This is a genomic window from Streptomyces sp. NPDC057280 (assembly GCF_042668605.1).
Classification (GTDB): Bacteria; Actinomycetota; Actinomycetes; order Streptomycetales; family Streptomycetaceae; genus Streptomyces.
Map to the genome: position 1 here is coordinate 493,412 of NZ_JBHUYR010000006.1, position 13,745 is coordinate 507,156.

Sequence of the window (13,745 nt, forward strand, 5' to 3'; positions counted from 1 at the left end):
GCTCTTCAGTCCCGGAGGCGGCCGAAGAGCGGCGCCGCCTCCGGGAGGGCGCCCCCGACCGGGGTCACCTGGCGGGCGATGCGCTCCGCCGCCCCCGGCACGAAGGGCCAGAGTTCGTCGCCGAGCACCCGGCATGCCGTGACCAGCGCGGCGAGGACGGCGTCGAGGCGTTCGGCGGCGTCGGCGTTGCCCTGGCGCTCCGCCCGGGCCAGTTCCCAGGGCCGGGCGGCGTCGATGCAGCGGTTGGCCTCCTCCACGATGTCCCAGGCGGCGCCGACGGCCCGCCGGAAGTCGAAGTCGCCGAGGGCCGCGTCGATCCGCCCGGGTGCAGCCCGGCACACGTCGAGCAGCGCCGTCACCGCGAACCGGTCGGTGCCGAGCGCCGGTACGGTCCCCGCGCGGTACCGGTGGACCATGGTCACGATCCGGTGGACCAGGTTCCCGAGGCCTCCGGCGAAGTCTGCGTCGGCACGCGCGATCAGCCGCTCTTCGGTGAAGTCGGCGTCCCCGATCCGGGGGACGTCACGCAGCAGCCACCAGCGCACCGCGTCCGTGCCGAACGCGGCGGTCAGGGCGACGGGGTCGACGGTGGTCCCGTTCCCGGACTTGCTGATCTTCCGGCCGCCGACCGTCAGATAGTCGTGGACGAGGATGTCGGTCGGCAGCGGCAGGCCCGCCGACAGCAGCATGGCCGGCCAGTAGACGGCGTGGAAGCGTACGACGCCTTTGCCGACGAGATGGACGCGGCGGTCCGCGGCGGCCCACCACCGCTGGTAGGCGGGGTCGTCGGTGCCGTAGCCGAGGCTGGTGACGTAGTTGCCGAGGGCGTCCCACCACACGTAGACGACCTGGTCGGGGTCGTCGGGCACGGGGATGCCCCAGCCACGGGCGCGGGTGTGGGAGCGGGAGACGGAGAAGTCGTGCAGGCCGCCGTCGATGAGGGCGAGGACCTCGTTGCGGCGGGCGACGGGCTCGATGCGCAGCGCGCCGCCGGTGATCAGTTCACGCAGGCGGTCGGCGTGCCGCGAGAGTCTGAAGAACCAGTTCTCCTCGGCGACCCGCTGCGGCTCGGTGCCGTGCTCGGCGCAGCGTCCGTCGACCAGTTCCTCCGGCGTGTAGAACTGCTCGCAGCCGACGCAGTACAGGCCCTCGTAGGCCGTGCGGTACAGGTCACCCGCCTCCGCGCACCGGCGCCACAGGCGTTCCACCCCCGCACGATGCCGGGGGTCGCTGCTGGTGCGGATGAAGTCGTCGAGGGACAGGGCGAGCGGGTCGCGCAGGGCGGCGAACGCGTCGGCGTTGCGGTCCACCAGGGTCCGTACGTCCACGCCCGCCGCCTCCGCGGCCAGCACGTTCTTCAGCGAGTTGTCGTCGGTGCCGCTCAACAGACGGACGTCGTCGCCCCGCCGGCGGCGATGCCTGGCCAGGGTGTCCGCCTGGACCAGCTCCAGGGCGAAGCCCAGGTGCGGGCGGGCGTTGACGTACGGGATGGTCGTGGTGATGTAGTGGCGTGGTGTGGTCATCGGTCCTCCCGCCGGTACCGGGACCTGAACCGCACAACGCGTCGAGGCCCCGTCCCGGGGCCTCGGATTCGGTACGCGTCCGTGCTCAGCAGCCCCAGTGCGGGGGCATCATCCGTTGCTGAGTCGAAGGCGTGATCATGGCGACGAGGGTAGCAACGGCGCCCGGCGGTGGACACCTGCTTTTCCGGCGTTCCCGGGGGTCGCTCACCCCCGGGGTCCGGCCGGGCGCCGCACGCTCCCTCCCCGTCAGCTCTTGCCGAGGAGTCGCCAGATCTGGTTCTTCTTGGTGCTCAGCGCGCTCGCCGGGTCGCAGGTCCACTGATGGACCGGGGCGCCCGCCGTGGTCGAGACGCCGCTGACGTCGACGCACTTGCCGCTGTGCACGGCGACGAGCTGGTAGTCCTTGCCGTTGCCGAGCGCGGTGACGGGGTTGAGGGTGAACATCTGGTTCGTGGTGCCGCTGCAGGTCCACTGGATGACGGCGGCACCGTCGGCCGTGGACGCGCCCGAGACGTCCAGGCACTTACCGCTGTGCTCGTTCACGACGGTGTAGGTGTTGGTCCGGCCGGCGACCGGCTTGAAATCGAGCATCTGCTGGTAGCCGCCCTCGCAGAGGTACTGCTGGTACTGCGTGCCGTCGGCGGTGGACAGGTTGGTGTCGTCCAGGCACTGGCCGCTGTGCTGCACCACCGCGACCGTGGAGACGGTCGTGTCGGACGGGGGCAGCAGCGTGACGGTGTAGCCGTCGGCGGCATCCGTCCACGGCACGCTCACCGCGGCCGAGTTGCCGCTGACGGTCAGGGTCTGGTCGGAGACCGTCACCGGGCCCGTCACCGCGCCTCCGCCGTTGTTCGGGATGCGCTGGACGACCGCGCGCACCCGGCCGCTCTCCACCACCGACGTGGTGTCGAGGCGGTTGAGGTTGACGGTGACGTTGCCGGTGTTGCCGTTGGTGCCCAGCAGGATCTTGGCGTTGCGGGCCGTGTTGTCCTTGGTCGCCAGCCCGTCGGTGTTCGTACCGGGCGTGAGGTTCACGATGTTCCCGGTCTGGGAGCCGTAGTACCGGTAGAGGAACCACTCCCCCTTCGGCAGGTACTGACCGGAGCTGTTCTTGGTGAGCAGGTCGGCCGCGTAGTCGTGCAGGCCGGGGCCCCCTCCCCAGTTGGAGCGCAGGCCGTCGGCGCCGGCCCGCTCCAGGCGGCTGATGAACCAGCCGCCGCCCCCGGGGTTCTGCTGCTCGCGCCCGGCGTACTCGTTGATCTGGTACGGCCGGGTGCGGGTCAGGCCCGCGGCGGCGAGGGTCGAGTTGGCGTTGGCCACGGCCGTGACGGGGTCGTGCGGGATGGCGTGCCAGCTGTAGATGTCGGGGGCGACGTTGTTGGTCTTGACGTGGTTCAGGAAGGTGGTCCACCAGGTGTTGGAGGAGCTGGGCGGGTTGGCGGTGCTGGGGCCGACGATGAGCTGCCCGGGGAGGTTGGCGCGCACGGCGGCGTGGAACCGCGACCACATCTGCAGGTACTGGCTCTGGGACCGGCCCCAGAAGCCGCTGAGGTCCGGCTCGTTCCACAGGTCCCACTCCACCGTCATGTTGTTGGCCTTGACGTCGGAGATGAGCTGGCTGACGAAGTTGTCGAACTGCGTCCAGTTGCCGTTGTCGCCGGGAAAGCCCGTGTTGGTGGTGCCGTCGGCGCCCCACAGGTCGTGCGGCAGGATGATGAAGGTTCCGCCGAGTGCCTTGGTGCGCTTGTACTGGGCGAGGGTGGCGTTCCAGCGGGTGCGGTACTCGGCGAGGCTGGTGGCGTAGCCGCCGCCGTTGAGCTGCGCGCCGCCGGCCCGCTCGAAGTGCCACTTGATGTCCTTGAAGAAGTGGTCCGGCGGTTGCGAACCGTCGACGGTCAGCCCGTAGATCATGCCGGAGGCGCGGTAGGTGGGGGCGCCTCCGGCGGTGGCGAAGTCCACGGTGACGGCGGTGTCCGCGGCCTGGGAGGGGGCGGCGGGAAGCAGGGTCGTGGCCAGGGCGGCCAGGAGGACGGCGACGGCGGCGGTGGACCGGCGTCGGGGTCTGCGGGGTGTCCGGGGCGAGGTCACGGTGCGGCTCCTGCAAGGGTGGGGTGGGCCCCGGGCCCGGTCGTGCCCGGGGTGGTGCAGGAGGCGGCCGGTCAGCGGCCGTCTCGGTGTGCGTGCGCCTCGGCCAGCAGGAGATAGCTGGCGGCGGTCCAGGTGTAGGCGCGGTCGCGCAGGCCCGTTCCGGTGACGGCGTCGAAGTTCTCGGCGAACCCGTGCGTCTCGCACAGGGTCCGGAAGCGGGCGCTGATGTCGTCGGCGAGCCGGTGGTGGCCCGCCCGGCGCAGGCCGTCCTCGATGAGGACGGTGGCGGGGGCCCAGATGGGGCCGCGCCAGTAGCCGTCGGCGAGGTAGTGCGGGGAGGTGGTCAGTTCGGTGGCCAGGCCGTACGGCGTGAGGTGGGCCTTGATGTGGTCGGCCAGCGTGCTGCCGACCTCGGTGGGCAGATGCTCGCCCAGCACGACGGGCATCAGGTCGAGAAGGCTCGAGGTGCTCCAGGTGTCCCCGGTGGCGACTCCCCGGGCGACGAAGCGGTCCCCGGTCCACAGCTGCTCGAAGAGCGTGGCCTGCGTCTCCTCGGCCGTTCGCGTCCACCGGCGTGCGTCGTCCTGCCTGCCCAACTCCCCGGCAAGTGAGGCGAGTTCATGCATCTGCAGGACCAGGAAGGCGGCCAGGTCGGCGGTGACGACCACCCGCTCGGGGTCGAAGGTGGTGGCGTTGTCCCAGCCGCTGTCGTTGCCGTGCTGGTAGTACGGCAGTTCGGCGCCGGGAGCGCGGCGGGCGGTCAGCCAGAAGCGGGTCCAGCGCTCCAACCGCTCGTACACCTCGGCCAGTTCGGCCTCGGCCGGAGGCGTCGGCAACCGGCGCCGCAGCCGGCCGAAGGCCCAGCCGTGGATGGGCGGTTTGACGAAGTTGTGCAGCACCTCGGAATGGGTGACCGAGTCGGGCAAGGCGCCACTGGCGTCCTGGTGGTCGAAGGGCAGCTGGAACTGGTCGAGTCCGAGTTCGGGGCAACCCGGCGCCAGCGCGAGGGCGTTGAAGCAGTGGTCCCAGCTCCAGACCTTGTCCATCCAGTGCTTGGACATCAGCACGCCGGGCCGGGTGACGAGTCCCGCCGGCCGGACGGTCGCCGACCAGAGGACGTACGCGGCGAGTTCGGCGGCGGGGGTGTCGGAAGAGCGCCAGGGAGCGACGGCGTCCACGAAGCCGGCGAAGGCGCTCCGCGCGGACTCCACGACGTCGTCGAACGTCGTGGAGGACGCGTACGGCGGGCGGGCGGTGTCCATTTCCTCGATCGCGATCTCCCAGCCGCCGCCACCCCCCGCCGTGACGGTGAGACCACGGTCGGTGCTGCCCAGGCTCTGGTCGCCGGGCGTGGCGGCGACGGCGCCGGACAGCAGGGTGACGCGGTAGCGGCGTCCGGTCTCGTACGACGTGAACACGTGCGCGTCCGCCGCCGGGTCGTGGAAGAAGTACGTGCCGCTGAACGGGGTCAGGGTCCGCGCCGCGGCGAACACGCCGATGTCCAGGCCGCTTCCCCGCAGCCGTACGGTGTCCGGTGACTCGTAGGCGAGTTCGACGCGGCCTGCCTGCCCGGTCCAGGTGAGCAGTCCCGGTGTGCCCTGCCGGTCGGTCTCCGCCCGCTCGCCCTCGGACAGCGGGACCAGGCGCAGGACGGCGTGCATGCCGTTCTGGTGCGACACGAGATGGAGGTCGTCGGCGTACGTCTTCTCCGCCACCACGGGCGAGACGTCGAACCACGATCCGTAGCTGCTGAACGGGATGTCGGAGAGGGAGAAGGCCGGGCCGGTTCGGGCGACGGTCATGAAAGGGCTACTCGTTTCTTCAGCACGGGCGTTTCTTCAGCACGGGCGTTTCTTCGGCAGGGGCGTTTTCTTCGGCAGGGGCGTTTCTTCGGCAAGGGGGTGCGGAGGTCGCTTCAGTCCTTGACGGCACCGGCGGTGACACCGGCGGCGACATAGCGCTGGGCGAGGACGAGGATGACCGCGGCGGGCAGCGAGGCCACGACGGCGGTGGCCATGATGGCGTTCCACTCCTGGTTGTTGTTGCCGATGTAGTGGTAGATGCCGAGCGTGATCGGCTCGTGGGCACCGCCGTTGACGAGCGTGCTGGCCAGGACGAAGTCGGACCACGACCACAGGAACGCGAACAGCGACACCGTGACGACGGCGTTGCGGCTCATCGGCAGCACGACGGACCAGAAGGTGCGCAGCGGTCCGGCGCCGTCGGTGCGGGCGGCCTGGAGGAGTTCACCGGGGATGCCGGACATGAACGCGGTGAAGATGAGTACCGCGAACGGCACGGCCAGCGTGGAGTCGGCGACGATCAGGCCAGGCACGGTCTGGAGCAGGTCGAGCTGGAGGTAGATGGCGTAGAAGCCCATCGCCATGATGATGCCGGGGATCATCTGCGCGGCCAGCAGCAGGAAGCTGAGGACACCGCCGCCGCGGGGGCGCAGCTTGGCCAGGGCATAGCCGGCGGGTGCGGCCAGGGCCACGGTCAGCAGGACGGTGCCGAGCCCGACGACGAGGCTGGTGCCGAGGTAGGGCAACTGCTCGTCGAGGACGGTGCGGTAGCCGGCCAGGGTGCCGTGGACGGGGAACAGGTCGGGTGGGCTCTTGCGCATGTCCTGGTCGCGGGTGAAGGACACGTTGACCATCCAGTAGACCGGGAAGAGCATGATCCCGGTCAGCAGCACGCCGACGGCCGTCTTCCCTCGCGACTTCATGACAGCGCCTGCTTTCTCTGCATTCGGACGTAGATCAGGCCGAAGGCCAGCGCGGCGACCACGAGCAGGTTGCCGACGGCCGCGCCCGGGCCGAAGGCGGGCACCAGGTTGCCGAAGCCGAGCTGGTAGGACCAGGTGGCGAAGGTGGTGGACGAGTCGGCGGGACCGCCCTTGGTCATGATCCAGATGATGTCGAAGACCTTGAGGGTGTAGACGAGACCCAGCAGCAGGGTGATCGCGGAGACCGGGCGCAGCAGCGGGAAGGTGATCCGCCAGAACCGCTGCCAGGCGTTCGCACCGTCGATGGCGGCGGCTTCGTAGAGCGAGGCGGGGATGGACTGGAGGCCGCTGTAGAGGACGACCAGGTTGAAGGGGACGCCGATCCAGATGTTGGCGATGATCACCGAGGCCAGCGACCAGTCCGGTGAGGTCAGCCAGTTGACCGGGTCGATGCCGACGGCGCTCAACAGGGCGTTGACGACGCCCGATTCGCTGTTGAGCATCCAGGACCAGGTGGAGGCCGACACGATCAGCGGCAGCAGCCACGGCACGAGGAACAGGGCGCGCAGGGTGGCCGAGAGCCGGAAGTGCTGGTTGAAGAAGACCGCGAGGGCCAGGCCGAGGGCGTACTGGAAGACCAGGCACACGGCGGTGAAGACCACGGTGTGCAGCAGGGCGGGCGCGAAGGTCGGATCGTCCAGGACGGTGCGGTAGTTGGCGAGGCCGGTGAAGGGTGCGTCGCCCTGGACGAAGGAGCGGACGGTGTAGTGGCGCAGGCTCAGGTCGAGGTTGCGGTAGAGCGGATAGGCGTAGAAGAGGACGAGGTAGAGGGTCACCGGCGTGAGGAAGGCCCAGGCGGCCCACTGCTGGGAGGTGGGTCGGCGGCGCGGCGCGGTGGGGGCCGGGCCGTCGAGCGTGGCCCGGTGGTGCGGCTTCTGGAGTGTGGCACTCATCGGATCGCCCTGCCGTGGGGTCACTTGACCGCGGACTGGGCGGCGGCCAGCGCGTCCTTCGGGGACTTCGAGCCGCTGAGGGCGGACTGGACGGCCTTCCACATCTGCTCGGAGATCTTCGGGTACTTGGTGCCGAGGTCGTCGCTGGTCCGTCCCCGGGCCGCCTTGACCGCGTCGACCCACGGCTTCAACTCGGCGTTCGCCGCGACCTGCTTGGCCTGCACCGCGCTGGTGGGAGCCACATAGGACAGCGTGGTGTCGGTGTCGTAGAGGTGGTCGGTGTTGGTCAGGCAGGCGACCAGTTTCTGCGAGGTGGCGTAGCGGTCGGTGTCGCTCTGGACGGGGAGGGTGACGAACTCGCCGCCGGTCGGGGCCGCCGCGTTGCCGCCCTTGGCGGCGGGTATCGGCAGGACGCCGTAGGCGAAGCCGGCCTTCTTGGCGTTGGCGAGCTGCCAGGTGCCGTTCTCGGCGAAGGCGTAGTCACCGCTGGCGAACTCCTGCCAGCTGGTGGTCTGGGTGTTGTTGATGACCGAGTTGGGCGCGTATCCCTTCTTCAGCCAGTCGCTCCACAGGGCGAGCGCCGACACGCCTTCGGCGGAGTCGAGCTGGGTCAGCTGGGCGCCCGAGCCCCAGAACCACGGCAGGAACTGGAAGCTGCCCTCCTCGGTGCCGATCGCGGAGAAGGTGATGCCCTTCTTGCCGGCCTTGTCGACCTTGGCGAGGGCCGCCGTCAGGGACGCCCAGTCCTTGACCGAGGCGACGTCGACGCCGGCCTTCTTCAGGACCTCCTTGTTGTAGTAGAGGGCGAGGGTGTTGGCGCCGATCGGGGTGCCGTACGTCTTGCCGCCGGTCTGGCCGGCGGCCAGCAGGTTGGGGTCGACCTGGGAGGTGTCCAGCTTGTTGTCGTCGGTCGTGGTGAGGACGCCCGCCTCGGCCAGCGTCGAGACCACCGGGTTGTCGACGATGAGGACGTCCGCGGAGTTGTCCTGCTGGGCCGCGAGCAGCGCCTTGTTCGACAGGTCGCTGGTGTCGAAGGCGGTCCGCTTGACCTTCACCCCGGCCTCGGTGCCGCAGGAGTCCAGCAGCTTCGCCCAGGCCGAGCTCTTGTCGAACTGCGGGTAGGGGTCCCAGATCGTGTACGTCCCCCTGTCCGCCGTGTTCGATCCGCCGTCCGAGCCGGAGCCACAGGCGGTGGCGGTGGCGGCGACGGCCAGGGCGGTGAGCGCGGCGGCGGTCAGGCGACGGTGCCTGAAGGTGCTGTTCATCGCGGGTTCCTTACGGTTTTCGGCATGCGGGTGCCGAGGCACGGACTTTCGGGCAGGGCGGTGCCGGGGCAGTGGGGTGCCGGACGGAAACGGGCACGGTGGAGGGCGCCGTGGTGCGACGGCGTCGAGAAGGGATTCCGGGAGGGCCGGGGTCAGACGGTGCCGACTCCCGCGGGACCGGTGCTGGCCCGCAGCGAGATCGGCGGAGTGAGCAGATGGTGGCGGGGCGGTGCGTCGGGCTGGTCCAGTCGCTCCACGAGCAGTTCGACGGCGAGCCGGCCCAGCTCGGCCGCCGGTACGTCCGCCGCGGTGAGCCGCGGGGTCACCGTCTCCGCCCAGCGGCCGGCCACCACCCCGGTGACGGAGAAGTCGCGCGGCACATGGCGGCCCGCCTGGGCGAGCCCCCGGTAGATGCCGCCGAGGGCGGCCTCGTTCAGGGTGACCAGGGCGGTGGTGTCCGGGTCGTCGTGCAGGATGCGCTCCACGCAGCTCTGTCCCGAGGCGGCGTCGTCCCCGCAGCAGTACGTCCGGACCGTCAGTCCGCGCTCGGCCGCGGCCTTGGTGAAGCCGTCCAGGCCGCGGTGCGCGGACTCGTACCCGGCCCGCAGCAGCTGCTCGGGCCGGTTGACGAAGGCGACCCGGCGGTGGCCGAGGTCCGCCAGGTGGTGGACGCACGCCGCCGCGAGGGCGGTGTGGTCCAGGGCCACCCACCAGCTGCCCTCGGGGTGGGCGGTGCGGCCGATGGCGACGGACGGGAAGTCCAGCTCGGCCAGGTGATCGACCCGGTCGTCGGCCAGCCTGATCTCCATGAGGATCGCGCCGTCGACCCGCCGCTCCCCCAGCAGCCGCTGGAAGGAACGGTCGCTGTCGACGCCGCTGGGTGACAGCAGCACGTCGTAGTCGTAGGCCGCGGCGGCCTCGACGACGCTGCCGATGAAATCGAGCTGCATGCCCGTGTAGTGGTTCCCGGCCGGCGGGAAGACCAGTCCGATCGTGCTGGTCCGCCCGTTGGCCAGGGCGCGGGCGCTGGCACTGGGCCGGTAGCCCAGCTCGTCGACGACCTGCTGGATCTTGCGGCGGGTGTCCTCCGAGACCGGACGCTTGCCGCTCAGCGCGTAGGACACGGTGCTCCGCGAGACACCGGCCCGCCGGGCGATCTCACCGATGTTCACGGGGACTCCTTCGTCGAAGCCGATTCATCCGCGAACCGCTGTCGAACCGGTTCGCGTGAAGTGACGGTAGGAAGGGCCCGGGCGGCTGTCAACACCTCGGACACCATCGAGAGTTCCTTGTCCCGGGGGATTGCCCGCCCCTTGCCCCGGTGCTAGCTTGCCGAACCGGTTCGACAAGAAGATCCTCAGCACCCGTTGACCGCCGCATCCGGCGCAGTCGAACCGGTTCGAGTCGCCGAACGCAAGGATTGAGGACGCGATCCATGGCATCCCCCTCCCCCGACAGACCTTCCCGGCGCCCCACCCCGACCGGCCCGCGCCGCGCTTCCGCCGCCGTCGCGCTGACCCTCGGCGCAGGCCTGCTGGTCGCGCCCGCCGTGCCCGCGCAGGCGGCCGAGGCCCCCCAGCCGACCGCCCGCTACACCTTCGACCAGGACGACCTCGCCTCCGGCCGCATCACCGACAGCTCCGGCAACGGCCTCACCGCCACCCTGGTGAACGCCTCCACGGCCCGGTCGGTGGACGGCACCGGCGGCGGCAAGGCCCTCTCCCTGCCCGGCGGAGCGCCCACCTCCGACGGTGCCTACGTCCGGCTGCCCCGCGACGTGGTCGGCGACGCGAGCGACCTGACAGTCTCCGCCCGTGTGCGGTGGAGCGGCGAGAAGTCGTCCTGGCAGCGCATCTTCGACCTGGGCACGGACACCACCAAGTACCTCTTCAGCACCCCGTACAACGGAGGCGGACTGTTCCAGACCTCCGTGACGACCGGCGGAGGCGGCGCGGAGACCCAGGTCCGCGGCTATGCGATGCTCCCGGCGGACGCGTGGCGGACGGTCACCGTCACCCTCGACACGGCCGCGGGCCGGCTGACCACCTATCTGGACGGCGTCGCGGTCTCCTCCTCCGCGACCGGCATCAAGGCCAAGGAACTGCTGGACGGCTCGGCGACCGCGGCCGGCTACATCGGCAAGTCCTTCTACCCGGACCCGCTACTCAAAGGCGCCATCGACGACTTCACGGTGTGGCACGCGGCGCTGAACGCCGACCAGGTGGCCGCCCTCGTCGACGCCGTCCCGACCGTCGGCGCGCTCGCCCAGACCTCCTTCGACGTCCGGACGACGACCGGGACCGCCCCGTCGCTCCCCGCGGCGGTGCGCGCCGCGTTCTCCGACGGCTACGACCGCGACACCCCGGTCGCCTGGGACGCCGTACCGTCCGAGAAGTACGCGCGGCCCGGCACCTTCACCGTGGCGGGCAGGGCGGCCGGGCGGAGTGTGGAGGCGAAGGTGACCGTGGTTCGCGAGGGAGCGCTCAGCGTCGACCTGGGCTCGGACACGGGCGCCTTCCACGGCGGCGCCTCCGGCACCCTGTACGGCGTGTACGGACCGGACGTCCCGACGAACAACCTGATGGCGGGCATGGGCCTGCGCACGGTCTCCACCAAGGCGCAGGACGGCCCGCAGCACCCGGGCGCCGACGCGCTGGAGGTGGTGAAGCCGCTGGCCGACTCCACCGACGGCGACGTCTACATCTACATGACGGACATCCACCGCGGATTCCCGTACGAGTGGCCCGGCGACACCCCAGCCGAGAAGCTCAGGCTCTACGAGGAGAAGCTCGCCAAGCAGGTCGACCAGGTGCTCCGGCTGCCGAAGGAGTACCAGGACAACATCGTCTTCGTGCCGTTCAACGAGCCCGAGGGCAACATGTTCGGTACCGGGCAGTGGAGTTACGACAAGGTCAGCTGGCTCAGCAAGCCCGACGCCTACTTCGCCGCCTGGGACTCCGCCTACAGGCTCATCAAGGACAGGATGCCGGACGCCCGGATCGCCGGCCCCAACACCAGCGTCCTGTACGACCAGGTGAAGGGCTTCCTCACCCACGCCCTGGCCGCCGGCACCCTCCCCGACGTCATCACCTGGCACGAGCTCAGCCACCCGGAGGCGGTCCGCGAGAGCGTCGCCCAGTACCGGGCGTGGGAGAAGGACCTGTTCAAGGGAACGGCCCGGGAAGGCACTCAACTCCCCGTCAACATCAACGAGTACGCCTTCAACTACCACACCTCGGTCCCGGGCCAGATGATCCAGTGGGTGTCAGCGATCGAGGAGTCCAAGGTCGACGCCGACATCGCGTACTGGAACATCGACGGCAACCTCTCCGACTCCGCCGTGCAGTCCAACCGCGGCAACGGCCAGTGGTGGCTGCTGAATGCGTACGCCTCAATGACCGGGCACACGGTGGCGGTGACCCCACCGTTCCCCGGCGAGAACTACACGATGCAGGGCGTCGCCACCCTGGACGCGCAGAAGAAGCAGGCCCGGCTGATCTTCGGCGGGTCCGCCGGCAAGGGCCACATCACCTTCGACCACGTGCCGAAGAACGTCTTCGGCTCCCAGGTCCACGCCTGGGTACGGGAGATCGAGTGGAGCGGCCAGATCGGCGACAACTCCGGCCCGAAGCTGCTCACCGAGACGAACCTCAAGGTCGGTGACGACGGCAAGGTGGTCGTGGACTTCGGCGACGGCACACTGCCGACGCTCAAGGAGTCGTCGGCGTACGAGATCGTCCTCAGCCCGGCGGGCAAGGCGAGGAGCACGCAGGCCGCGCCGGTGCGCTGGCAGGGGTCCTACGAGGCGGAGGACGCCGCCCACACCGGGTCCGGTTGGTCGAAGAACGGCCCGGAGGGGTCCCCGCGTGACGTGTCGAAGTTCTACACCTCCGGCGGCTACGACGTCGGCGGGCTGCGCACCGGCTCGGACGTCACGCTCGACTTCACCGTGGACGTCCCCGAGGACGGCGTCTACGACCTGAGCGTCTTCGCCAACTCGCTCAACACCTACGACAAGGTGAAGGACCAGGGCCCCACCAACGTGTTCCTCCGCGTGGACGGCAAGGCCGACGGCGAACAGGAGCTCAGCCTGCCGCTCGGCTACAAGTGGGTGGTCTGGGACCACACCGACACCCAGGTCCGCCTCACCAAGGGCAAGCACACCCTGACGCTCGCCGCCAAGAGCCTCGACGGCAAGCGCGTCACGAAGGGCGACGCCATCGTCGACCGCCTCACCCTGACACTGCCGCGGGCTTTTGCCGGCACACGGGTGTACGAGGGGGAGCTGGCCTGGCTGGGCGGTGGGGCGCGCCCCGTGTACGACCTGCCGAAGCGCCCGGCCACGGGATCGGGCGCGGCCCGGCTCGCGAAGGGCCAGACGGCCACGTTCTGGGTCTACTCCCCCGCCGACCGCGAGGCCACCCTCACAGTCGACACCCTCGGCGGCACCGGCGCCCGGCTCTCCGTCAACGGCCACGACGTCCTGCGCCTGGCCAAGGACCGGAGCAGCGTCGCCGTCTCCCTCTCCGGCGGCGTCAACAAGGTGACGCTGACCGGGAGTTCGAGCGCCACGGTGGTCGACCGTCTCTCGGTCACGCCCACCGAGGGCACCCTGCCGGTGACGACGTACGAGGCCAAGGACGCCGTACTCGCGGGCTCGGCCGCACTGACCCCGCTGTCCCTGGCCACCGGCGGTACGGCGATCACCGGGATCGGCGGGGCACCGGGCAACGCCAACACCGCGACGTTCACCGTCTCCGCGGACCGGGCCGGCCTCTACGCCCTGCGTATCCGCTACTCCAACCCCGAGCAGTCGGAGGCCACCCACTACAACCCGGACCCGCTGGCCCGCCACGCCGACATCAGCGTCAACGGCGGCGAGCCGCGGCGGGTCGGCTTCCCGCACAGCTTCCACCAGAACAACTTCTGGGAGCTGACCGTCCCGGTCCGGCTGGAGAAAGGCGCGAACACCGTCGGCCTCCGCTCCGAGGAGCTGCCGAACTTCGACGGCACGACCTACGCCTCGGACACCTTCTCCGGCGTACTGCTCCGCTCCCGCTATGCGCCCCTGATCGACCGGATCACGGTCGCGCCGTACGCGAGTGAGGTCCGGTGAGCTGATCGGCGCGGGCGGGGGGGGGCCGCCGCCCCCCCGCCCGCCCCCCCCCCCCCCCCCCCCGCCCCCCCGCCC

The 13,745-nt window shown here is 70.6% G+C and carries 8 protein-coding genes; 1 reads left to right on the forward strand and 7 read right to left on the reverse strand.

Annotated features, from left to right (window positions below; genetic code table 11):
* Positions 1-5: 5 nt before the first annotated feature.
* The 7 genes from ACFUO4_RS32315 to ACFUO4_RS32345 form a co-directional block, all read right to left on the reverse strand.
* On the reverse strand, positions 6-1,523 hold the full coding sequence (locus ACFUO4_RS32315) for a methionine--tRNA ligase (RefSeq protein ID WP_383491540.1): 1,518 nt from the start codon (positions 1,521-1,523) through the stop codon (positions 6-8).
* Positions 1,524-1,769: 246 nt separating this feature from the next.
* Positions 1,770-3,611 carry an RICIN domain-containing protein gene (locus ACFUO4_RS32320; RefSeq protein WP_383491542.1) on the reverse strand — a complete coding sequence of 614 codons (1,842 nt, stop codon included), beginning with the start codon at positions 3,609-3,611 and terminating at the stop codon, positions 1,770-1,772.
* 71 nt (positions 3,612-3,682) lie between these two features.
* Entirely contained in the window at positions 3,683-5,413 is a 1,731-nt protein-coding gene (locus tag ACFUO4_RS32325) for an amylo-alpha-1,6-glucosidase (RefSeq protein ID WP_383491544.1), read from the reverse strand.
* Between the two features lie 113 nt (positions 5,414-5,526).
* Entirely contained in the window at positions 5,527-6,336 is an 810-nt protein-coding gene (locus ACFUO4_RS32330; RefSeq protein WP_383491546.1) for a carbohydrate ABC transporter permease, read from the reverse strand.
* Positions 6,333-7,289 carry a carbohydrate ABC transporter permease gene (locus tag ACFUO4_RS32335; RefSeq protein ID WP_383491548.1) on the reverse strand — a complete coding sequence of 319 codons (957 nt, stop codon included), beginning with the start codon at positions 7,287-7,289 and terminating at the stop codon, positions 6,333-6,335. The genes ACFUO4_RS32330 and ACFUO4_RS32335 overlap by 4 nt, the downstream gene beginning before the upstream one ends.
* Positions 7,290-7,309: 20 nt before the next feature.
* Complete coding sequence (locus ACFUO4_RS32340) at positions 7,310-8,554, reverse strand: extracellular solute-binding protein (RefSeq protein ID WP_383491550.1); 1,245 nt, start codon at positions 8,552-8,554, stop codon at positions 7,310-7,312.
* A gap of 152 nt (positions 8,555-8,706) precedes the next feature.
* Positions 8,707-9,726, reverse strand: a complete 1,020-nt coding sequence (locus ACFUO4_RS32345; RefSeq protein ID WP_383491552.1) for a LacI family DNA-binding transcriptional regulator — start codon at positions 9,724-9,726, stop codon at positions 8,707-8,709.
* A 263-nt stretch (positions 9,727-9,989) separates the two neighbouring features.
* On the opposite strand from ACFUO4_RS32345, the gene ACFUO4_RS32350 reads away from it, so the two are divergent.
* Complete coding sequence (locus ACFUO4_RS32350; protein ID WP_383491554.1) at positions 9,990-13,670, forward strand: LamG-like jellyroll fold domain-containing protein; 3,681 nt, start codon at positions 9,990-9,992, stop codon at positions 13,668-13,670.
* Positions 13,671-13,745: the final 75 nt, after the last annotated feature.

What these genes read in the sequence shown, in the direction of transcription:
- ACFUO4_RS32315 (WP_383491540.1), bottom strand. Translation starts at nt 1,523, where the DNA reads ATGACCACACCACGCCACTACATCACCACGACCATCCCGTACGTCAAC.
- ACFUO4_RS32325 (WP_383491544.1), bottom strand. Translation starts at nt 5,413, where the DNA reads ATGACCGTCGCCCGAACCGGCCCGGCCTTCTCCCTCTCCGACATCCCG.
- ACFUO4_RS32330 (WP_383491546.1), bottom strand. Translation starts at nt 6,336, where the DNA reads ATGAAGTCGCGAGGGAAGACGGCCGTCGGCGTGCTGCTGACCGGGATC.
- ACFUO4_RS32335 (WP_383491548.1), bottom strand. Translation starts at nt 7,289, where the DNA reads ATGAGTGCCACACTCCAGAAGCCGCACCACCGGGCCACGCTCGACGGC.
- ACFUO4_RS32340 (WP_383491550.1), bottom strand. Translation starts at nt 8,554, where the DNA reads ATGAACAGCACCTTCAGGCACCGTCGCCTGACCGCCGCCGCGCTCACC.
- ACFUO4_RS32350 (WP_383491554.1), top strand. Translation starts at nt 9,990, where the DNA reads ATGGCATCCCCCTCCCCCGACAGACCTTCCCGGCGCCCCACCCCGACC.